This window comes from Acidithrix sp. C25 (assembly GCF_904848545.2).
This window is the reverse complement of the sequence record NZ_CAJHCI020000008.1, coordinates 116,701-139,601: the sequence shown is the minus strand read 5'-3', so window position 1 is coordinate 139,601 and position 22,901 is coordinate 116,701. Positions and strand designations below refer to the sequence as shown.

Sequence of the window (22,901 nt, the reverse complement as noted above, 5' to 3'; positions counted from 1 at the left end):
GACTTTCTGAATCGCAATTATGCGAACCTCAAGAAAGTCCCTGTCATCAACCCATAAAAAGATAACGAATAACTAAGGAGGTGAACAATGGAAGACGAACCGAAAATACCAGAGGGTGAACAAGAACAAGACAAAACTGAATGTTTAGAAGCAGAGCCACGCATTTACGTGGCCAGCCTGAGTGACTACAACGACGGTTACCTGCACGGCGCATGGATCAGCGCTGCACAGGAACCGGAAGATATCCACACAGCGATACAAGACATGCTGACAAAGTCTCCAACACCTGGAGCTGAAGAATACGCCATACATGATTATGAGAACTTTGGACCGCTAAAACTTGATGAGTACGAGAGCATTGCAACTGTTGCTCGGTTGGCCCAGGGAATCAGTGAACACGGAGTGGCCTATGCCCACTGGGCGACACTGGCTGACGAGAACAGTCCCGAAACACTGGGTCGTTTTGAAGATGCCTACCGTGGACACTTCGACAGCCTGGTTGACTATGCCAGTCAACTCTTTGATGATTTAGGTTATAACGATCTGATCGAAACCATCGTGCCAGAGCACCTTCGGTCTTATGTCCGTATTGACATTGAAGCCTTTGCCCGAGACCTTGAATTATCTGGGAGCATTTCCACAAGTGAGGGAGACGGGGGTGTTTATGTATTTGATGAAATTTATTGAATTTTCTCGTTGTGGAATTGGCAACAATGGGATGCGTACGCGCATTATTCCTGGTAGAATGGGTATTGGGAAAAGGAACAATATTCATGAATCCAGAACAATCAAAGGCACTCGGAGAATTATTCCGCCAGAAACGCAAGGAACTGGGATACTCGGTCTATCAGGTGGCCGATGCTGCTGGAGTCAGAAGCTCAACGGTAGTGCGTTTCGAACAAGGCAAATTCGCCGCTCCCCGGCCCGACAAGCTGGCCCGTTTCGCCAGTCTTTTGGGGATACCCTTAGCCGATGTATACGCCCGGGCCGGATACCTGGTGCCCAAAGAACTGCCCAGCTTCGAGTCTTATCTGAAAACCAAGTACCAGGATCTACCAGCCACTGCGGTTATAGAACTGAAGAAACTCTTCGAAGAACTCTCAGCTCGCCATGGCCTAGACAACAACCAAGCAGTTCCAATTACAGAAGAGGCAGGTGATTATGGAACCAGAGACAGCGCATGATGAGTCAGGAGCAACAGAGGCCATGACAATCACTGATCAAAGCACTCTTACACTTCCAGCGGAAGTGGCGCGCGACCAACGTTCAAATCCTGAGGATATCGATACAGCTTCCCAGGATATTTCCACCAAACGTGCCGTTGCCTATATCCGTGTCAGCACCAAGGCACAGGCAGAACGTGATGGAAATCCAGAGGGCTATTCACTGCCGACTCAGCGAACAGCTTGTACAAGCCGGGCCCGCCAGCTTGGAGCGATAATCGTAGACGAGTACATAGACAAGGACAGCGGTACCAGTGTTGACAAGCGTCCGGCCATGTTAGCGCTTATTGATCGGGTGACCCAGGAACGCGATGTCGACTATGTGATCGTGCACCAGCTAAGTCGCTTCGCCCGTAACCGCCTGGATGATGCCAGCATCACCATGCGCTTGGAAGCATCTGGTGCGACATTGATTTCTTGCATGGAGGGCGGCATCGACCGGACTGCTTCTGGCCGGATGCTTCAGGGAATGTTGGCAGTCGTCAATGAGTACCAATCGCGCAATCAAGGTGACGACATCAAGCGCAAGACGCTACAGAAAGTCAAAGACGGTGGCACTCCATCGCTCGCGCCAATCGGCTATCTCAACGTCCAGGGCGCAAATGCGGAGAAGGACAAGCGTTGGATCGAGACCGATCCAGAACGCTCTCCGCATATCACCTGGGCTTTTGAGACATATGCCACTGGGAACTGGACACTCGCTAAATTACTTGAAGAGCTGACCATGCGAGGATTGATGACTCGTCCGACACTAAAGAAACCATCCCAGCCGTTACATCTGTCACTTGTGCAACGATTTTTAGTCAATCCCTATTACAAAGGGGTCGTGGTATATCACGGCGTTAAATACCCAGGCAAGCATCAACCGCTGGTAACACCAGAGCTATTTGATCGTGTACAAGAAGTGCTGGCACTGCATAACACATCTGGCGAGAAACATTGGCGGCACGAGCATTATCTCAAGGGCACGGTATTTTGTGCCAAGTGCGGGGCCCGGCTCTGTCTGACGCACGCTAATGGACACGGGGGGTCATACGTCTATTTCTTTTGCTTGGGCCGTCGGGCCAACGGCAACTCCTGCTGGCAGAAAGCCTTACAGGTGGAGCTTGTCGAACAACGAGTGGAGGAGTTCTGGCAAGATGTTCGAATTACGCCGGAACGCTCAGAAGAACTTCGAGCGGTGCTGAAAGAAGGTCTGGCCGACACCCGGGCTGATGCCGAGCGAGAACAGCGCTTGCAGAAACGTCGGATCGAACAGTTAACAACTGAACGCAAGAAGTTGCTTGATGCCTACTACGTCGGTGCAGTGCCAATGGATCTGTTGCATTCTGAGCAGGAGCGCATTAGTTCTGCGATGACACAAGCTCAAAAGCGTCTGGATGATTCCAGCCAAGAATTTGGCAACATTGAGCTGAAGTTGAATCGGGCGATAGGTTGGGCAGCCGATTTGCCACAGGCTTATAAATTCGCTGGCAACAGCGTTCGGCGGCGACTCAATCAGGCAGTCTTTACTCGACTGATGGTCTTTGAAGACGGAGTTGCAGCATATGAGTACACCGAAGGGATGGGACTTTTACTCCAAAACAACCCGAGAGTAGTAGCCATGCCGATGCGACATGACGAGGTGCGGGTTTATGAAAGCATTAGATCCTCCGACTTAATAGCCGAAGGATCTAATAACAACAGTAGTGCCGGTTTTTTTAATGACGTGGGTTTGAACGTCCCACATTTGGTGGAGGTGATGGGGCTCGAACCCACGACCTTTTGACTGCCAGTCAAATGCTCTTCCAGCTGAGCTACACCCCCAAGAGGTCACCATGACAGTATATTGCAAAATTGTTTGATCGGTTAGCCTCAAGTCGAATTAATGAACTTTTGTCCTTCTGACACCCTGACCGAGTGGTAAATGTGAAAGGTGGAGCCATAGCTTTGACAAAAATTAGCAAGGTCGGATTTGGTCATTTACAGGGCAATAGGTCAGTTCCAATGTGTCGATACTAGCTTGCACTAGGTCGGTGCTGCCTCTTGGCCTCAGGCAATCTCTGGGTATGGAGCTCCCGGGCGCTAGCAATGGGGTGATTTTCCATCAATGAAACCTATATCGTTAGAATACACTTTTGACACACAAAAATGTATTCTAACGACGCCCCGTTTAGAATGGTTGTAATTTTGTAACGACATGAGGGTCAATGACTGAGGTTTATAACGTACAAGAAGTTGAGCGTAAGTGGCAACGGATTTGGGAAGAATCGGGAATCTACCAAGTCGATGAGGACGATACCCGGCCAAGATCATATGTCTTGTGCATGTATCCTTATCCATCGGGTGCTGCGCATCAGGGCCATGTTAAGAACTATACCTTCGGCGATCTAAATGTTCGCTTTAGAACAATGAAGGGCGAGGCCGTCCTTTCGCCATTTGGCTTTGATTCGTTTGGACTTCCTGCAGAGAATGCTGCCATAAGGACCAAGATTCATCCTAGGGAATATACCGATGCACGAATTGACGAACTTCGTTCCAGCGTAAAGCGCCTTGGAGCGGTCTTTGATTGGCGACGTGAATCAAAGAGTCACGATCCATCGATGATTAAATGGTCACAGATTATCTTTGCCAGACTTTATGAAGCGGGCCTTGCTTACAAGGCAGAGGCCCCAGTCAATTGGTGTCCAGGTTGCCAAACGGTGTTGGCAAATGAGCAAGTGAATTCCGACGGTACGTGTGATCGCAGCGGTGACATCGTTGAACGTAAGAACCTTTCGCAGTGGTTCTTTCGGATTACTTCCTATGCCGATGATCTTCTTGAAGGCCTCGACAGTTTGGATTGGCCAGAGCGAGTCAAAACGATGCAGCGTAACTGGATCGGTCGGTCTGTCGGCGCTAAGATGAAGCTCAAAGTTGCAGGGCTGTCTGACTATTCGATTGAGGTTTACACAACCCGGCCTGATACCTCCTTTGGCATGACTTATGCCGTTATCGCCCCTGAGCATCCGTTTGTCGAGTTGATCACGTCTTCGAAGATCCAAGATGAAAAGTGGAAGATTGACAATGTGGTTAGTCCCGAGTTTTCTGTAAGTGAACAGAATTCTCGAGAGATCCAGGATTTCGTTCAATCGGTGAAGAACCTTTCTGACGTGGATAGGGTCACGACTACTTCCGAACGACCAAAGAGAGGAATCTTTACCCGATGCTCGGTAATGAATCCATTCACCGGAAAATTGGTCCCACTTTATATTGCGGATTACGTGCTTATGACTTATGGAACCGGCGCAATCATGGCCGTTCCTGGTGAGGATCAACGGGATTATGACTTTGCCAAAGTCTTCGATCTGCCTATTATTCGAACCGTGGCACCACCAGAGGGCTTTGAAGGCGATGCCTATACCGGAAGCGGCGAGAAGATAAACTCTGAATTTTTGAATGGACTTTCCATCGAGGAGGCCAAATCTAAGGCGATCTCTTGGTTGCAAGAGCGTGACTTAGGTGTTGCCTCTACGCAATATCGGTTGCGCGATTGGTTGATCTCCAGACAGAGATATTGGGGATGTCCAATTCCGATCGTTTATTGTGACAAGTGTGGCACTTCAACGGTTCCAGTGGATGATCTTCCGGTTTTGGCTCCTGATGATGTTGAGTTTCTTCCAACAGGCGAATCTCCATTGGCGCGCCATGCAATATTTTCAAAGGCTGTCTGTCCAAAGTGTGGGGGTCCAGCAACTCGAGAGACAGACACAATGGATACCTTCGTCGACTCGTCATGGTATTTTCTCAGATTTTGTGACTCGTTCAATTCCAAAGAGCCATTTTCTCTGACGGCACTTGAAGAGTGGATGCCGGTTGATCAATATATCGGCGGTATCGAACACGCGATTTTGCATCTTATGTACGCTAGGTTTTTTACGCGTGCGCTTTCAGATCTTTCGTTGGTTCCAAAGTCACTAAAGGAACCTTTTGCTCGTCTTTTTACCCAAGGGATGATCAGGATGGACGGATCAAAAATGTCCAAATCAAAGGGTAATTTAATTTCTCCAGAGCAATATTTTGATGGAGTGGGTGCTGATGCACTTAGGCTCTTTCATCTTTTTATTGGGCCTCCCGGCGACGACTTTGATTGGACAGGTCAAGCCGATGAGATGATAGAGGGTTGCTCTCGTTTTCTCAAGCGCGTCTATCGCGTCGCTGTCAATGAATATGTACCCACTAAGGTTCAAGATTCAGAGTCGAAATTGCTCAGAGAATTTACCCATCGAATCATCGAAAAGGCAACAATAGACTACGAGCGCTGGTCCTACAATACAGTTGTATCGGGAGCTATGTCGCTGTGCAACCAGATATATAAAGGGATCTCAAACGGAGCAGATTCTTCAAGCGTCGACGAAGCGATCGATATCTTGATCAAACTTTTAGCGCCTATGACTCCGCACATCTGTGCTGAACTTTGGTCGATTCGCCATGATGGCGAGATCGTGCATCTTCAGAAATGGCCAACTCCTGACCAGGCACTGCTCTCTAGCGTCAAAGAGACCTTGGTCGTACAGGTTGCTGGGAAGGTGCGAGAGAAGTTCGAAGTTGATGGATCTATTACAGAGCAAGAGGCTCTTGCCCTCAGCATGGGCAGCCAAAAAGTTTTATCATTCCTTGCTAACGGCTCTGCATCAAGAGTGGTCTATAGACTTCCAAAGTTGATCAATTTGATTCCTTAGTCCATTTTTCGTGAATCATTGAGATATTCTCGAGTTCGCGTATTGGATGGGCGAAGCTATTTGACTCAGAACAATCAAACGCCCCAATGACACCTTTGGGGCGTTTGATTCGTTAATTCACATTTAAGCCATCGAGTTGTCGGTAATAGTTATTTCCACCGCTCGCGCCATTGGCCTTTTAGCTTTTTACTCTACTTTCTGTTTGGAAGTAGTTTTTGTATCTCTGAAGTCTCTTTTTTTTGAGCGCATCTAGAGCCATCAGGCCAATATGGTTCTTAACTGGCAAGATTTTTAAGTGGCTTGAACCTTCGAGTCTGAGTATCCTAAATGGATCTTGTTCGATCGAGAAGTAGCCACAAAAGATCCAAACAAGTTGTGGTGTTTGTGGTCTTTGAGATTAATGGATGTATTTGCGCAATTTGCTGATGCATCTTATTAAAAATTGAATTGCTATTTTTCCAATGCGAACCGATTTCAGTCGATTTATAGGATCCCAATCTCCTTCAAAACCCGTTGACACCCCTCGATTGCATTTACCTGGTATGCCCTCAATCCGAATTCCAATGCGGCATCAACGTTCATTTGGTTATCGTCTAAGAAGATTATCTGCTGGGGGTTACGGTTCGTGACCCGGGTTAGGTGCGCGAATACCTCAGGGTCTGGCTTTAGCAAGCCAATTTGAAATGATAGCAAGGGGAAATCGAAGAGTTCGATGAAATCCCATTTTGATATCGTGTTAGTCCAGTGGGGTTCGTTGGTATTGCTCAAGCAGCCTATTTGCACCTTTTCCTTGACCGATTTCAAAAGTTCCAAGGAACCCTCCAGCGGTCCGTTGACCCAGGATAGGAATTGTGATTTGAATTCATCCGCAGTGATCGTGAATTCCCACTCTTTTGTGATCTGAATAGCGAATTTATCAAATGTGGAGCGGCCGGATTCAAATTCTCTCACGCTATTTGAGGTAAGCCACTTATTCCAAAGTTCGTTATCGTCCTTTAGATCGGCAATCTCATGAAGTGTATTTATTCCACCGAAATCTCCAAGGACCCCACCTAGATCGAAAATTACAATATCATTTGGGTTTTGTTTCTTTGTCACATAGAAATCTTACGGCCAAAGCGTTCCCTTTGCGCGATTGCAACTCTAGACCGCTGGCTAATGGATATCGCTAGCAGGCATCGAATCGGCATTGATTTCGCAGCTTTGAGATAAATGGCTTTTACATTTTTCTATTACGGTTTCTTTTGATTTTTGGATCGCAAAGGGGGAGTGCGGGCGTTTTAGCGTTATCTTGAGCTGGTTCACTTTGACCGCGACCCCGCTGCCCTGCGACCTATTTTTCATAATGTCGCATTTTCGGTGAGGATTGGGTTTTTGGACTTTGGGCGAAAGCTGTGGTATCTACATCATCTATTGGAGAAAATCGTTATTAGTAATTATGCTCAGAGGGTAAGTAGGTCATTGATAGTTTGATTTTTAAGCGACGGATTGGACTCCCAGGTTCCCTGGAGGTTTATCGGCTTGAACTGCTTTATCTGTTAGAGAAGGTATAGATGTATTTTGTTGTGAATCGTATAGCCGCCCCCGTTAGTGAATCTTTTGAAAAGGGATTTTCGACTTCGATGGATTCTACCCTCAAAGAGGTTGTTGGTCTTGTTCGGGCGAGTCTAATGAGACCAAATAAGGAAGGATCTCCTTATTTGGCCACTATGGAATTTGAATCCGAAGAGGATTTTATTAATTGGCGTCAATCTGACGCCTTTAGGGCGGCGCATGGAGATCGAGGCGGCTCTTCAGGATCGGAAGCCCCAGGAGCCGATTCGTATGAAATCGTGGCCGATCTCAGGAATTGACCTATAGGTGTGATTTGGGGTTGGAGTCGCTTGATCATTTGAAGACGATCTCGAAACCCCTGTGTGAATCCAATATTCGTCGAGTCGTGGCAGGCAGCTTCTTTGACGTCGGACTTTTTGTTTTTATGAGTTGTTTTGGTCTTATTAGGATTGCCAAATAGCGTTGCGCTGTGGCATGAATTCTTTTCATCAAAGTTCACAAATATGCCATTGCTTATTCATCAGGGTACTTATTCATCTGGTACTTTTTGGACCAAGATGGAAACGCAAAGATGCAGCTGACTCTAGAGTCAGCTGCATCTTTGCGTTTAAAACTTCTCGAGGGCAGCGAAACTTGATTGCGCCAAGAGCATTACTTGTTTTGCATAATCGGTAATTTCGCTACGATCGCCGCCACGGGCTCCTTGGACATACCGGGAGTAGACGCCTTCGAGGATGCAGGCCAACTTCCAATAACCAAAGGATACGTAATAATTGATCAACCCTAGGTCTACCTTTGCGGCATTAGCGTAGCGCTGTGCGATTTCGGCTCTTGTGTAGAATCCATCGAGAGAAGTCACCGACGACAGTGGTGGATTGGTATCACTCGGTTCGGTCCAGTAGACCAATAAAAGTCCGATATCGGCCAATGGATCGCCTAAAGTACAGATCTCCCAATCTAGAACCGCTGCAATTGTGCCATCTTGTCCAACAGCGGTGTTGTCAAGGCGATAGTCCCCATGGACTATGGCGGCGCGTTTTTGTTCTGGAACTGTTGCACTGAGGCGAGTAAACATTTCGTCAACTTCGGGGACGCTATGGTCGATCTCAGAAGCACTAGATCTGAACTGGCTATACCATCGTTTGAGTTGGCGCTCGATGTATCCTTCTTTGCGCGCTAAGTCTCCGAGGCCAATCTCGTCGATATCATAACTGTGTAGCTTTACAAGTGTATCTACGACCGACTCTGAGATTGTTTTTCGATCATTTGGGTTGGGAAATTTTTCTAAAAGTAGCTCCGGCTCTTTCAATATGTAGCCGTCGACGAAGCTCATTAGGTAAAAAGGGTAGTCATTTACCTCCTTGTCATGGCAGACCGCCAAGGGGGTTGCAACTTCAAATCCCACTGGCTTTAGGGCGGAGATTATTCTAAATTCCCGTTCCATGTCGTGAGCCGTCGGTAAGACATGTGAAACTGGAGGTCGACGAAGTACGATCTTCTTTCCTGTCGCCCCTGTTACTGCAAAGGTAAGGTTGGACCTACCTCCGGCGATGAGCTCGTAGTTGTAGGGACTCTCAAAGTCTGGCAGTGCCGACTTGATCCAATTTGTTACTGCGGGTTCGTTGATGCCTTCCATTGCCCATAAAACTTATACCCCTTATGGCTGCACATGTGGCTCAATTCCACAAAAATCGTCAATAGCAACCTATAAAACTCTCATGGGTGGCGTAATGGCGTCGCTGCTAGTATTGGTTATGTGAGTGCGATTGATGTAACAGATGCAAATTTTGAGGCCGAAGTAATAAATCGTTCAATGACAGTCCCTGTCGTTGTGGATTTATGGGCAGAGTGGTGTAATCCTTGTAAGATTCTCGGTCCAATTATTGAACGAGTAGTAGATGAAAAAAATGGGGACGTTGCCCTTGTAAAGATCGACGTTGACGCGAACCCAGAGATAGCAGGCGCGTTTAAAGTCCAGTCCATACCGGCTGTCTATGCCATTAAAGATGGCAAGGTTGTCGATGGATTTGTTGGCGCTCAGCCCGAGGCAACGGTTAGAGCTTTTGTCGATAAGTTGGTAGAAGCAAACCAGTCGCCTGCCGATGTACTTGTCCAGGCAGGTGACGAAGAGGCGCTACGAGAGGCCCTAACTCTCGAACCGGGTCATGAAAAAGCCATTATTGCGTTGTCTACGATTCTTATTGAGCGTGGAGAAAACGAAGAAGCCCTCGGCCTCTTGAGTAGAATTCCTGAGAGCGAGGATGTAATTCGCTTAAAGGCAATGGCTCGCCTTGGAGGTGAAGGTGCGCTTTCGTCGGTTGACGCTACTGAGCGATTGACAGTCCTTTTAGAGTTAGTCAAAGATGATGAGGACGCTCGTCAAGAGTTTCGCGATCTACTCGAGGTCTTGCCCGATAGGGAGCTAGCTACCAAGTATCGTCGGGCGATGGCCGCTCGTCTATTTTGACGATTTTTAGCATCTTCGAGCCGCTTTCTTTCTATAAAACCAGATTGGGGCGGAATCGAGACAATTGTTTTTCGGTGGTATGAATGCTTAGATTTGGCAAGTACACATTTGACATTGCAACACATGGCCTTGTGATGGGAATTCTCAATCGTACGACCGACTCTTTTTTTGATAAGGGTGCCTACTTTGAATTTTCTAAATTTTTAGAGCGAGCTGAGGAGCTTGTTTCAAGTGGTGCCGAGATCTTAGATGTAGGTGGAGTAAAGGCAGGCGCTGGCCCTGCAATATCAACGCAGGAGGAGCTTGATAGGGTAGTTCCGGCGGTTTCAGCTTTGGTGGAGCGTTTCGATGTTGCAGTTTCCATCGACACTTGGAACTCAATCGTCTTAGATGAGGCGCTTAGTGTCGGTGGTGTATGTGGAAATGATATCAGCGGCTTTGGAGACCCAAAATATTTGGAGGTTGCCGCACGTCATGATTGTGGAGTCATAGCCACTCATATTCGATTGGCGCCCAGAGTTCCGGACCCAGATCCCGTTTATCACGATCTCTACGGCCAGGTCTGTGAATTTTTGACATTAAAGGTAAACGATGCCATTTCTAGTGGCGTCGACCGTCAATCGATAGTTATCGACGCAGGGCTCGATCTTGGTAAGACGACCGCTCATTCGCTCGAATTGTTAGCTCGCACTGGCGAACTGATAGACGATGTTGGCTTTCCGCTTTTGCTTTCGGCTTCGAATAAGGACTTTATAGGTGGCCTGCTAGGGTATGACGTTTCGGCACGGGGTCCTGGTTCTATCTCGTCTGCGATCATTGCGTATCTAGAAGGAGCAAGAATCTTTCGAGTTCACGACGTCAAAGGAACTCGTCGCGCCCTCGAAATATCAGAGGCTATCGCCGACTCGGTTTCTCCGTCGAGGCAAGTTCTCTAAAGGCGATAATAATATTAGCTTGGCCCTTGAGCCTGGATCTAGAGATGCTATGGATAACGAACTAAGCTTAGACCACCAAAAGCGGATCTTCTTGATTAGAGGGAACGATCCTCGCCTTGTCCAAGATGGAGAGGCAGCGGCAATTGAATCATTACAGAAAAAAGGGCAACTTGAAGTTGTGACCTTTGAGTCGTCTTCTGTTGAGGGCTCTCAGGTGGTTATGGCATTGAGTCAAGCCTATATGTTTAGCGACGGGGCGATAGTGACGTTGCGATCCATTGATGCGTTGGATAGTTCGCTAACAGAGATGCTTGGCCAATATTTGATCAAAGCAACCGAAGAGCGATTGTTCGATAATTATTTGGTTCTCTCAAGTAGTACCGGAACTATAGATTCAAAGCTTTTGAAATCTATTACCACCTGCGGCCAGGTGATAGATCTTAAACTAGGAGATGCCAAGGACCGGAGATCGTTTCTTGAAAACGAGATTCGATCGTCTTCTTTGTCATTTGAAGCCGGTGTGACTAATTTGATTGCCAATCACTTTGGCGAGGATGTCGCTAGGGTTCGATCGCTTCTAGAGGTTTTAGAGGCGACTTTTGGGAGCGGATCTAGGCTAGGAGTCGAGGAGATTGAGCCGTATTTGAACCGGGCTGGATCTCAGCCACTTTATCTTTTGACCTCTGCCATTGAAGAGGCACGGGCTAATTCTGAATCAAAGGTGCTGGGAGAGTTGCGTCGGTTTATAGACGATAGCCGGATCCATCCTCTTCTGGTATATACCACCATCTCGCGGAGAATCATTGAGATCGCGGCGGTACACGGACTTTTAAATTACTCAGTCGACGAAATCAATCGGGCCTTAGTAGCAAGCGGAATGAGAAAGAAAAACGATTTTCCCGCGAAGAAGTTAGCGAGCGCCGCTTCTGTGCTTACCTACGATGACGTTTTGAAAGCACTGGAGTATTGTGCAGAGACTGAGGGGCGAATGAAAGGACTCGATGGCATTTCAGATCGATTTGCTCTTGAGCTTTTAGTTGCGCGATTGACCAATCTTTTTGGCCGGCGGAATCAATCTTCCTCTCGCCGATAGGTAGATGCAACTAGTTTTTCTCTTTTGGTTGTGATCGATGACAACTTGGCCCACGATAAGGTGCTTTGGCTAGGCCATTGTTAGAAAGATCGTCCAAAAACAGAGCTATAAGTATTAGCTTTGCCCCTCTGGGTACTTTCGTGAGGCGAATTAGCAGATTTGTTTTAGCTTTTGGCGCTTTGGACCATCTCATGTGATCTTTTGGCTAGTGTTTGAGTTGGAATAAGAATTTGTGTGAGACATTTTAATCAAACAAGGGGCGGGCGTGGCTAGCGAGATCATTTTTGAGGTTGTAGGAAAAGTTGGGCTCATCACTTTGAATAGGTCTGAGCGGCTGAATGCCTTCACCAAGACTATGGCATACGAACTTATTGAAACTTTTGACCAAGTAAACAATGATGATGCCATTCGTTCTGTGGTGGTGACTGGAGCAGGGCGAGGGTTCTGCGCAGGCGCTGATCTTGTTGGCGGGGGAAAAACGTTTGATTATTCAAAAGATGAAGCACGCTCAAACGGTAAAACGCGAGATACCGGAGGAAAGGTGTCGCTGGCGATCTTTCAATCTAAAAAGCCCATCGTAGGAGCTATAAATGGTCCAGCGGTTGGAATTGGGGTAACCATGACCCTCCCGATGGACCTAAGGATTGCATCAACGAAGGCTAAGTTTGGATTCGTTTTTACTCGCCGTGGAGTGATACCAGAGGCTGCATCGAGTTGGTTTCTACCTCGGATAGTCGGAATCTCCCAAGCGCTGGATTGGGTTTTGAGTGGTAGGGTTTTCGACGCCCAAGAGGCTCTGGCGGGGAATTTGGTGTCGGAGGTCATTGAGCCGGACCTTTTGATAGATAGGGCGCTTGAGCGTGCTAACCAAATGACATTAGGAACTTCGCCGGTATCAGTGGCATTGGCGCGACAGATGCTTTGGACGATGATGGGCGCAGGAAGTCCAATGGATGCTCATCGCTTAGATTCAAAGGCGATGGTCTCGAGGGGTCGTTCGGGCGATGCATACGAGGGGATCGAATCTTTCCTTCAAAAGCGTGAGCCCAATTTCATGGATTTAGTCTCAGTTGATGTGCCAGATTTGATTCCTAAACTCGATGAATTTTGATAGTACTAAAAGCCACTTTAATACAGGTTTATAGTTGATCAATTCGATTTGATTGTGATGGCTATTTCAGGATAGTTTCCGATGGTATCTAGTCAGTATTTTACCAGGGTAGGCTCCTTTTGGAGTTATTTCCATAGCGGTACACTGGTCATTGGCACGATCTATGGAATTTTGGTTTGTCTGTGCTATCAACTTATTTTTATTATCGGTATCGGCGATGGTTAGAATGTTCGCTAGGTGGCCACTTGCTTTCATGGAATGGATGATCCCTGAGAGCCACCCCCATCTAGGGTGAAAGCTGTAGAAAGTTAATTTTATAGATCTTCGTCCTGTCGTCCAAGTGCAGTAGTTGTTTTGAGGATGTTTTCAATTGATCTGGCCTCTAATTGGGTCATGTTGGATCAAATGTCGCGCGGATCTCCAACTCTGAATCTTTAGATTGATTCTGCGATCCCAAAGATTCAGAGTTGCTACAGCGACGATAGTAAGTTCCTAATTGGTTTAACTCTCGTTTCATAATCGATGCATGGTCCTTTAGAAGGTCTGTCTTGGATTCAAATACCTCGACTATTCATGGTGTTGTAAAGAATTGTCGAGTCGATAAGTTGACCTAGACTTCAACTCAATACTTTTACTATTGAGCTAGAGATGCCTGGCTATGCTTTTGACACTTTACTTTGAGCCAACGTATCCTGGATCTCTCTAACACGAGCACGATATCGGTCGAGGTTTGCTAGTTTGATCTCTTCGTAACCACGAACCTTGTCATATAGCATTACTAGCTCTAGAAATAGTGCATAGTCAGCCGCGCTTACGATATCCAGTGCGTTGGTGATGGTTTCTCGGTATTCAAGTGCTAACTTGGCTTCTTCTTTTCGAATCGGAGTCTTACCAAAGACGTCAAGTTTTCCTCCTCGGAGCACTTTACATCTCGCTAAAATTGGCATAGCTACTGCCGCACTCTTGTTGAGTTTGATCTTGTTTTTCATCCCTAATGAACGCAGAATCGGCGGATGTAACAGAATCGTAGGGGATTCGCTGTAGTTTTGAGAGGCGACCCATTCAAGATGCAGTCTCGCCACTTCGTACTCATCCTTATAGGCGGTGAATTTGTAGAGACCTCTTGTAAATTCATCGATCACTTTGGTTGGATTATCAAATTTAGAACAGGCCGACTTGGCAAAGGTGACCACAGATGAGAGATAGTTTTTGGCTAGTTTTTTATTTTGAAAGCGAATCAAATCTTCGTATCGAATTGCTACAGTTTCGACCAAAGACTGTTCGTTGATCGGGAGTGCCTCTTTTACTAAGGTGAGGGTCTTATGTGTCGGCTGATTTCTAGCTGACATCGGATCAATCAATTCAGAGATCTTGTCGGGATGGGTTATTGCGATCCGTCCCCATGCAAAGGCGTCTTTATTCGTCTTTAGGTTCGCCCCGTTGAGTTTGAATGCACCATCGATAGCTTCGAGGCTTAATGGAATAAGTCCAAGCTGCCAAGCTGCACCAAAGATAATTACATTTGCCGGTATTTGGTCTAAGAATAAGATATCGGAGAGTTCCTGAGCTGGAATAAATCGATTTGACTCACTGTTGGTGAACTCGTTTATCATCTCTATGGCGCTAGAGTCGGGAGTTTTAGCGTGCTTTACATCCGTTACTTGACGTCCGGTGGGAATTACCGAACTAGAGACGATGGCAATGGTTCGGTCTCGATCTGCCACCTTTAGATTTTTGGTGGCAGCGGTGCCGATGAGGTCGAATCCTAGGATCAAATCGGCTCCTCCCGATGTCAATGGAGCTGAACCCTCCTCGTAAATGGAGGAGATCACTATATCGGATATGACCGGTCCTGCTTTTTGCGAAAGTCCGGTTTGGTCTAGCCCACGAGAATACTTTCCATCCAGAATGCAGGCAACTTCAATGATCGCGGCCAGGGTTACAACCCCAGTCCCCCCAATTCCCACTAGACGTATATTGGTCGCCCCCCGGAAGTCTTTGAGATTTGGTTTCACGAGATCGACATTGGGTAGCGCAATGGGCTTGTGTGATTTGGGGCCGTTTGGAATTGTCATAAACGAAGGACAATCGCCTTGAAGACACGTCTGATCAGAGCTACATGAGCCTTGGTTGATTCTGGTCTTTCTTCCGAATTCAGTTAGAACCGGTTCGACCGAGAGACAATTGGATTTGTCGCCACAGTCTCCACACCCTTCGCATGTTCGTTCATTTATAACGATGAGAGTCTTCGGAGCATCGAGGGTCCCTTGTCGTCTACGCCTGCGCTTTTCTATCGCGCAGAGTTGATCGTGAATGATTACGCTAACACCATTGATCTTTGATAGGTCGCTTTGGACCTTATCTAGCTGCCCTCGATCAAAAACGGCAGTACCTCTTGGCAGGTTAACGCCGTCGTAAGCTTCCCGATTGTCAGTTGTAACCACCACTTTTGATACGCCCTCGAGATAGAGCGATTCGATCATCTCGGGAATTGTTAGTTGTCCTTCGACGCGCTGGCCCCCTGTCATTGCTACCGCGTCGTTGTATAGGATCTTGTAGGTGACGGGGATTTTGGCTGCGACAGCGGCTCTAATGGCCAAGGAGCCGCTGTGGTGGAATGTGCCATCTCCCATGTTTTGAATGAAGTGCTTGCCGGGAAGGTATGGAGCCATTCCGATGAATTGGGCTCCCTCTCCTCCCATTTGAGTAACTCCGGTAATCTCTCCTCTGCCTCTTGGGTTGAGAAGGATAAGAGTATGACATCCAATTCCAGCGCCGACTATGTTTGAGTCCTCGGTGCGGGTAGATGTGTTATGAGGGCATCCTGAACAAAAAAACGGAGTTCTTTGCTCTACTTGGAGAAGCTCTCTCGAATCAATCTTGGTTAGTTTGTCTAAGTATTTGGTAATTGACTCTGTTCGGTGACGGCTAAGGTAGCGTCGACCTACAATTTTGGCGATATCGTCGGATTCAAGTGCACCATGGGAGGGAACAAGGGCATTGTTCCGGTCGTCTTTTTTGCCTGTGATGATGGGCGCTTGCGCGCGGCCATAAAGTATCTCTTTGATTTGTCGCTCGACAAAGGCTGGTTTCTCTTCGATGACCAGAATCTCTTCAAGTCCATTGGCAAATTCGATGATATCACGTTCATCCAGCGGGTATGTGACCATCATTTTCTTTATTGCAATGTCGTCAGAATCGGCTATGCCTAGGTTTGCAAGCGCCGTCAAGAGGTCATGATAGACAGTTCCAACGGCTACGATTCCAAGGCGTGCATTTGAAGATCTGGTGGTTGGATTCAACTTATTTTGGTAGATGTACTCTTTGGCGATATCTAATCGGATCCCAAGGAGACGCTCCTCTAACTCCAAAAGGTGGGCACCAAGGAGTTCCGCATCAGGTATGTGGTGGTACGGGGTGCCCCGATAGTCGAGAGTCGGGATAATCGGATTGAAGTCGGCCCCTACCGGGAATATACCTGTAGAGTCCGCGACTTTGGTGACGACTTTGAAGCCGCTCCATAGTCCACTTGCGCGAGAGAGTGCTATGCCATGGAGAGCTAGGCCGATCAGGTCGTGGGTGTTCCCAGGAAATAGAACTGGAAGACCCATAGCCGCTAAAGTGGCGTCCGACGAACCCGGAACTGTAGAGGATTTCGCTGCTGGATCATCCCCGGCTAATACTAATACTCCGCCTTTTGATGAGGCTCCGATGAGATTGCCGTGTCTTATCGCATCGCTAGCTCGATCCACACCGGGGCTCTTACCATACCAGATACCAGTTACGCCGCTTACGCTTGATGATCGATTCAAAGCTAGCAGCTGGGTCCCTGTTATCGACGTCGCACCCAACTCTTCGTTTAGGCCAGGTTGAAAGACAATTCCGAGGTTGTCGATGGATTTATGAGCGCGCAATAGTTCGGTATCTAATCCGCCTAGCGGTGAGCCCTGATAGCCACTGACGAAGGCTGAAGTGTTGAGACCGTTTTTGATATCGTATCTTCGAATCTCTATGAGGGCTCTAATTATTCCCTGAATGCCAGAGAGCGGAACCCATCCCGTTTGCAGGGAGTAGCGGTCCGAGAGCGATTGGAATTTGGTTTGAACTGCATTGGTCATAACGTCTCCATGCTTTGGCTATCGATGAGTTGGCAAAGATGGTATATGGGGTATCTATCGAGTTTCAAACAGATCTCTTCGTCCATTTCCATTCCATTTGGAAATACAACAGTTGACAATTGTCTCGACCCCACCCCTTCTTGACTGCTCCTAGCGAAATCTTATTCCGTAAAGTTAACCCTATAGCCCAAGCTAGCGCATCGAATCCAAAGTCGAAATTACTTAGATTCGACTATCGTTTCTATCCGAACGACTTTGGGTAAGCGTTTAACCTGGCGTATATTTTTAACTTTGTAGGTTTAAGGCAATCTTAGTGTGATTAGTCGCAGTGAACTTGCCTCCTGGGGCAAAATTCGTATGATGAAAGCCAGATTCGCTGGCTTTTTGACTCCAAGACAGCCCTAGGCACCACCCATGGCCTAGCTATTTTTGCTATCTGCTAGTGTCCCTATTGGGAAGTTCCTTGGTGCGTCATGAATGAAAGAGGTTGTAAATCACCTACAAGCTGATAACAGCCACACTGCAATGCTACATAAACCTACTTATCAACTTTCGTAAGTTTCGCCTCCACCGAGACCAGATTGGAGCTAATCCTTAGTAGAACAGATGTTCAATAAAGCTGTCTAGGTAGATATCTCAGGCTTTATGGTACGCTTCCGCGTCGCAAGAAGCATGTGAAGATCATTTGATCAAATTGCTTATGCTATGAGGGATTTAGATGTCCAAAGTGTGACTTCGATCAATTTACTTTAGTAAGGCCAAATCATTTCAAGAAATGCAGCGTCTCGAGCTCCACTTTTTCAATGTAAATCTTTTCACCGCCAAACTAGCGTTACCTCCGGAACCATCTTCCATCGAAGCCATATCTCTTTATCCAAGTGGTTCTCCGCTATCTATCTATTGTCCAACGACAAGCGTGGTCTTTCAGCTACTACCTCCCCCAGCCATCAGAGCCCTTGCTAAATTCGTTGAAGTATCTTATTCGACTGGCTGGTTGATGCTAAATAAGCTACCTAAGGCAATGGCTGAGCGTAATGGATGAGCGTAATGGCTGAGCGTAATGGCTGAGCGTAATGGCTTATACAACCTTGGAGGAAATGTACAGGTAGATGAGTTCTTTTTAGGTGGTGAGAGCCATGGCGAAGGCTAAAGAGGAAAAGCAACGACCCAAACCAATGTCCTAATTTGAATATCGATTAGCAATGGTGCTCCTACTCATTGCTTCATGGAAGTAATCAAAGATACCACTGCTAAATCACCCAAAGATGTTTTTGTGAGACGTTGAGATTCTAATACCAAGCTGATAAGTGATGGTAACCCAAGTTACGGGTATGTGCTGAAAGACCTTGGACTAGCGCACTGGTTCACTCTATCCAAAGACGAACAAGCACATGTAACATTCAAATGGCTCAAGATCCTAAATTGGGAACTGCAAGAAATTTATCGACGGAACATACCACGGAGATGAGGAACATAAGCAACTTATGCCTCGAGGAATTCGCATACCGATTCAACGCAAGGCACTTTGAAATGTCATTGGTCGAGCGACTTCTCAATACATGTGTGTTTGCGTCTCCACATCCGCTACTCCGAGAATTTGACTCCAAAATGGTTTTTGCTAGCGAAACTAGCCCCAGTTTCGACGTGCGTCATGAATGAAAGAGGTTGTAAATCATGTAGAAGCTGATAACAATCACACTGCAATGCTACATAGATGATGGAGGTAGGCCCTCCGGGATCGCCTTTTGGGAGGAGATTCCAAACCACCGTACGGGGCATTAGCTAAAGACTGTTGTCCAAAGCGGTACGGAAAAGTTAGAGCAATGACTCTTTCAGGTATGAGTTAAGAAGACGAGTGAAAACAAACCACTGACGAAGCGTTCGAAATTGGTATGGATGATGTCGAAACCGAGGGACGTCGAACTTTCGGGACAACTTGGAGACTAACCCAATTAGTGCTCCTTGGGCATCCGGCGTGTAGGTGGCGTGAGCTTAACATCAGGCGTTTATGTGGAACATGAGAACCCAGTCCTAGACGTTCTTGGCTAAGCCCACATGGGCTAAGCCCAAAGATGAGGAAAAACCTACAAGTTGCAGATCAACAAGAGGGAAAGTACCAAATGCCTATGGATTGGGGGCGGACCATCCCGTAGTAGCTACGAAGTCCTTGTAATGAGGATGTAAGCCAAAGAGATGGAGTAAACAGCAGATCTAGTTGTAATTGGCAAATGAACAACTTCTCAAGGTAAAAGTTGAGGGGGAGGGATCAAATGTCAAGACCACGACAAGAAAAAGCTTTTGATATCGACAAGTACGTCGTACTTAAAGCATACAAAGAGGCAAAAGCCAATCGAGGAGCACCAGGGATTGATAAGCAGTCCATCTCAGTCTTTGAGATGGATCTAAAGAACAATCTCTACCAACTCTGGAATCGAATGGCTTCTGGAAGTTATTTTCCAGCGGCAACTAGATATGTCGAGATAGACAAGTCAGATGGCGGTAAAAGAATCCTAGGTATTCCAACCGTCAAAGATCGCATCGCCCAAGGGGTAGCTAAAGCCTACATAGAGCCAAGATTGGAAGAGGTCTTCCACGAAGACTCCTATGGTTACAGGCCGAATCGCTCAGCCCATGATGCCATTGAAAAAGCACGCAAGAGATGTTGGAAGTACGATTGGGTCATTGATCTAGATATCAAGGCCTTCTTCGACACAATAGATCATGAACTGCTGCTAAAAGCTGTCTCTATGCACGTATCAGAGCCATGGATAATTCTCTACATCAAACGTTGGTTGAAAGCTCCAATGCAAAACAAAGATGGACAACTAATAGATCGAGAGCAAGGATTACCCCAAGGCGGGGTGATTTCTCCGATTTTGGCGAATCTGTTCTTACATTACGCTTTTGACAAATGGATGGTAAAGAACTTACCCTATGCCCCGTTTGAACGATACGCGGATGACCTTTTGGTACATGTGGAAACAAAGAAACGAGCCGAAGAGATCCTAGAGGCTATAGGTCAGAGAATGACGCAGGTCAAGTTGGAGTTACATCCACAAAAGACCAAAATCGTCTATTGTAAGGACTCCAACCGTAAAGGAGAGTTCGAACAAATACGCTTTGACTTTCTAGGATTTACCTTTGCACCACGCTACGCCCGCAATAAGTTCAAGCAGCAGTTTAACAACTTCCTGCCAGCGGCTTCAGATAAAGCGGTAGAAGAAATGGGCAGAGAACTTAGGCGGTTTCGTATTCACCTCCAAACAGGCCAAACCATAGCCGAACTCGCCAGGCTTTACAACCCGGTGATCTTAGGCTGGATCAACTACTATGGACGCTTCTACAAATCCAGATTAGGCCAACTCCTCCGACGTATCAATATCTATTTGATTAGATGGGCACGCAAAAAGTACAGGCGACTTAGCATACGAGCAAATGCTTGGAAATACCTATCTCAAATAGCCGAACGTGAACCCAATCTTTGGGCTCACTGGTCATTTGGGGTAATACCAAAAGTCGGTTCGCTAGGAGCCGTGTGAATTGAGAGGTTCACGCACGGTTCTGTGAGAGCGGGGAGGGGAAGTTCCTCCCCGCCACTCGACGTGCGTCATGAATGAAAGAGGTTGTAAATCATGTAGAAGCTGATAACAATCACACTGCAATGCTACATAGATGATGGAGGTAGGCCCTCCGGGATCGCCTTTTGGGAGGAGATTCCAAACCACCGTACGGGGCATTAGCTAAAGACTGTTGTCCAAAGCGGTACGGAAAAGTTAGAGCAATGACTCTTTCAGGTATGAGTTAAGAAGACGAGTGAAAACAAACCACTGACGAAGCGTTCGAAATTGGTATGGATGATGTCGAAACCGAGGGACGTCGAACTTTCGGGACAACTTGGAGACTAACCCAATTAGTGCTCCTTGGGCATCCGGCGTGTAGGTGGCGTGAGCTTAACATCAGGCGTTTATGTGGAACATGAGAACCCAGTCCTAGACGTTCTTGGCTAAGCCCAATGATGAGGAAAAACCTACATGGGCTAAGCCCAAAGATGAGGAAAAACCTACAAGTTGCAGATCAACAAGAGGGAAAGTACCAAATGCCTATGGATTGGGGGCGGACCATCCCGTAGTAGCTACGAAGTCCTTGTAATGAGGATGTAAGCCAAAGAGATGGAGTAAACAGCAGATCTAGTTGTAATTGGCAAATGAACAACTTCTCAAGGTAAAAGTTGAGGGGGAGGGATCAAATGTCAAGACCACGACAAGAAAAAGCTTTTGACAAAAGACAAGTACGTCGTACTTAAAGCATACAAAGAGGCAAAAGCCAATCGAGGAGCACCAGGGATTGATAAGCAGTCCATCTCAGTCTTTGAGATGGATCTAAAGAACAATCTCTACCAACTCTGGAATCGAATGGCTTCTGGAAGTTATTTTCCAGCGGCAACTAGATATGTCGAGATAGACAAGTCAGATGGCGGTAAAAGAATCCTAGGTATTCCAACCGTCAAAGATCGCATCGCCCAAGGGGTAGCTAAAGCCTACATAGAGCCAAGATTGGAAGAGGTCTTCCACGAAGACTCCTATGGTTACAGGCCGAATCGCTCAGCCCATGATGCCATTGAAAAAGCACGCAAGAGATGTTGGAAGTACGATTGGGTCATTGATCTAGATATCAAGGCCTTCTTCGACACAATAGATCATGAACTGCTGCTAAAAGCTGTCTCTATGCACGTATCAGAGCCATGGATAATTCTCTACATCAAACGTTGGTTGAAAGCTCCAATGCAAAACAAAGATGGACAACTAATAGATCGAGAGCAAGGATTACCCCAAGGCGGGGTGATTTCTCCGATTTTGGCGAATCTGTTCTTACATTACGCTTTTGACAAATGGATGGTAAAGAACTTACCCTATGCCCCGTTTGAACGATACGCGGATGACCTTTTGGTACATGTGGAAACAAAGAAACGAGCCGAAGAGATCCTAGAGGCTATAGGTCAGAGAATGACGCAGGTCAAGTTGGAGTTACATCCACAAAAGACCAAAATCGTCTATTGTAAGGACTCCAACCGTAAAGGAGAGTTCGAACAAATACGCTTTGACTTTCTAGGATTTACCTTTGCACCACGCTACGCCCGCAATAAGTTCAAGCAGCAGTTTAACAACTTCCTGCCAGCGGCTTCAGATAAAGCGGTAGAAGAAATGGGCAGAGAACTTAGGCGGTTTCGTATTCACCTCCAAACAGGCCAAACCATAGCCGAACTCGCCAGGCTTTACAACCCGGTGATCTTAGGCTGGATCAACTACTATGGACGCTTCTACAAATCCAGATTAGGCCAACTCCTCCGACGTATCAATATCTATTTGATTAGATGGGCACGCAAAAAGTACAGGCGACTTAGCATACGAGCAAATGCTTGGAAATACCTATCTCAAATAGCCGAACGTGAACCCAATCTTTGGGCTCACTGGTCATTTGGGGTAATACCAAAAGTCGGTTCGCTAGGAGCCGTGTGAATTGAGAGGTTCACGCACGGTTCTGTGAGAGCGGGGAGGGGAAGTTCCTCCCCGCCACTCGACTGAATTTCCCCCAAGACCCCGTTTAAGCCCCCTTTTAGCCCCTATTTAGGGGTAACCCCTATTTGGAGATGCTGGTAGATGAAGTTCGGTTTTCTCAAGTGGCGAATGTAGTGCCCTAAGC

General features: G+C 46.9%; 14 protein-coding genes, 1 tRNA gene and 1 pseudogene. 12 read left to right on the top strand and 4 right to left on the bottom strand.

Features of this window, described 5'->3' with window-relative positions; genetic code table 11:
• The first annotated feature begins 87 nt into the window (after positions 1 to 87).
• The 3 genes from ACIDITHRIX25_RS85895 (at position 88) to ACIDITHRIX25_RS000000104360 (ending at position 2,991) form a co-directional block, all read left to right on the top strand.
• Entirely contained in the window at positions 88 to 687 is a 600-nt protein-coding gene (locus tag ACIDITHRIX25_RS85895; RefSeq protein ID WP_201733674.1) for an antirestriction protein ArdA, read from the top strand.
• 86 nt (positions 688 to 773) lie between these two features.
• The gene (locus ACIDITHRIX25_RS85890) at positions 774 to 1,184 is read left to right on the top strand and encodes a helix-turn-helix domain-containing protein (RefSeq protein WP_201733673.1); all 411 of its coding nucleotides are present in this window, start codon (positions 774 to 776) and stop codon (positions 1,182 to 1,184) included.
• Positions 1,162 to 2,991, top strand: coding sequence for a recombinase family protein (locus ACIDITHRIX25_RS000000104360; protein ID WP_502756227.1), 1,830 nt, complete (start codon positions 1,162 to 1,164; stop codon positions 2,989 to 2,991). The genes ACIDITHRIX25_RS85890 and ACIDITHRIX25_RS000000104360 overlap by 23 nt, the downstream gene beginning before the upstream one ends.
• Here the strand turns inward: ACIDITHRIX25_RS000000104360 and ACIDITHRIX25_RS85885 are convergent.
• Positions 2,954 to 3,029 (bottom strand) — tRNA-Ala (locus tag ACIDITHRIX25_RS85885). The genes ACIDITHRIX25_RS000000104360 and ACIDITHRIX25_RS85885 overlap by 38 nt on opposite strands.
• A 383-nt stretch (positions 3,030 to 3,412) precedes the next feature.
• Here ACIDITHRIX25_RS85885 and leuS point away from each other — a divergent pair.
• Entirely contained in the window at positions 3,413 to 5,923 is a 2,511-nt protein-coding gene (gene leuS / locus ACIDITHRIX25_RS85880) for a leucine--tRNA ligase (RefSeq protein ID WP_201733672.1), read from the top strand.
• 483 nt (positions 5,924 to 6,406) lie between these two features.
• On the opposite strand, the gene ACIDITHRIX25_RS85875 is transcribed toward leuS, so the two are convergent.
• A complete protein-coding gene (locus tag ACIDITHRIX25_RS85875) occupies positions 6,407 to 7,021 on the bottom strand; it encodes an HAD family hydrolase (RefSeq protein ID WP_201733671.1) in 615 nt (204 codons plus the stop codon).
• Positions 7,022 to 7,476: 455 nt separating this feature from the next.
• Between ACIDITHRIX25_RS85875 and ACIDITHRIX25_RS85870 the strand changes: the two genes are divergently transcribed.
• A complete protein-coding gene (locus ACIDITHRIX25_RS85870) occupies positions 7,477 to 7,776 on the top strand; it encodes an antibiotic biosynthesis monooxygenase family protein (RefSeq protein ID WP_213333501.1) in 300 nt (99 codons plus the stop codon).
• Positions 7,777 to 8,084: 308 nt separating this feature from the next.
• On the opposite strand, the gene ACIDITHRIX25_RS85865 is transcribed toward ACIDITHRIX25_RS85870, so the two are convergent.
• Positions 8,085 to 9,113 (bottom strand): phosphotransferase family protein, encoded by a 1,029-nt coding sequence (locus ACIDITHRIX25_RS85865; RefSeq protein ID WP_052606734.1) that lies wholly within the window; start codon positions 9,111 to 9,113, stop codon positions 8,085 to 8,087.
• A gap of 120 nt (positions 9,114 to 9,233) precedes the next feature.
• Here ACIDITHRIX25_RS85865 and trxA point away from each other — a divergent pair, with 120 nt between their 5' ends.
• From trxA to ACIDITHRIX25_RS85845, 4 genes are all read left to right on the top strand, one after another.
• Entirely contained in the window at positions 9,234 to 9,944 is a 711-nt protein-coding gene (gene trxA / locus ACIDITHRIX25_RS85860; protein WP_201733669.1) for a thioredoxin, read from the top strand.
• Between the two features lie 83 nt (positions 9,945 to 10,027).
• A complete protein-coding gene (gene folP / locus ACIDITHRIX25_RS85855; protein WP_201733668.1) occupies positions 10,028 to 10,879 on the top strand; it encodes a dihydropteroate synthase in 852 nt (283 codons plus the stop codon).
• Positions 10,880 to 10,928: 49 nt separating this feature from the next.
• On the top strand, positions 10,929 to 11,972 hold the full coding sequence (gene holA, locus ACIDITHRIX25_RS85850; protein WP_152626131.1) for a DNA polymerase III subunit delta: 1,044 nt from the start codon (positions 10,929 to 10,931) through the stop codon (positions 11,970 to 11,972).
• A 265-nt stretch (positions 11,973 to 12,237) separates the two neighbouring features.
• Complete coding sequence (locus ACIDITHRIX25_RS85845) at positions 12,238 to 13,083, top strand: crotonase/enoyl-CoA hydratase family protein (RefSeq protein ID WP_201733667.1); 846 nt, start codon at positions 12,238 to 12,240, stop codon at positions 13,081 to 13,083.
• 656 nt (positions 13,084 to 13,739) lie between these two features.
• Here the strand turns inward: ACIDITHRIX25_RS85845 and ACIDITHRIX25_RS85840 are convergent.
• Positions 13,740 to 17,201 (bottom strand): indolepyruvate ferredoxin oxidoreductase family protein, encoded by a 3,462-nt coding sequence (locus ACIDITHRIX25_RS85840; RefSeq protein WP_201733666.1) that lies wholly within the window; start codon positions 17,199 to 17,201, stop codon positions 13,740 to 13,742.
• 645 nt (positions 17,202 to 17,846) lie between these two features.
• Between ACIDITHRIX25_RS85840 and ACIDITHRIX25_RS85835 the strand changes: the two are divergent.
• The 3 genes and pseudogenes from ACIDITHRIX25_RS85835 to ltrA (ACIDITHRIX25_RS85825) all read left to right on the top strand — a co-directional run bounded on the left by ACIDITHRIX25_RS85835 (position 17,847) and on the right by ltrA (ACIDITHRIX25_RS85825) (position 22,717).
• Positions 17,847 to 18,860: pseudogene (locus tag ACIDITHRIX25_RS85835) on the top strand (IS1595 family transposase).
• A 611-nt stretch (positions 18,861 to 19,471) separates the two neighbouring features.
• On the top strand, positions 19,472 to 20,740 hold the full coding sequence (gene ltrA / locus ACIDITHRIX25_RS85830) for a group II intron reverse transcriptase/maturase (protein ID WP_201732343.1): 1,269 nt from the start codon (positions 19,472 to 19,474) through the stop codon (positions 20,738 to 20,740).
• Between the two features lie 735 nt (positions 20,741 to 21,475).
• Entirely contained in the window at positions 21,476 to 22,717 is a 1,242-nt protein-coding gene (gene ltrA, locus ACIDITHRIX25_RS85825; protein WP_201732520.1) for a group II intron reverse transcriptase/maturase, read from the top strand.
• Positions 22,718 to 22,901 lie beyond the last annotated feature (184 nt).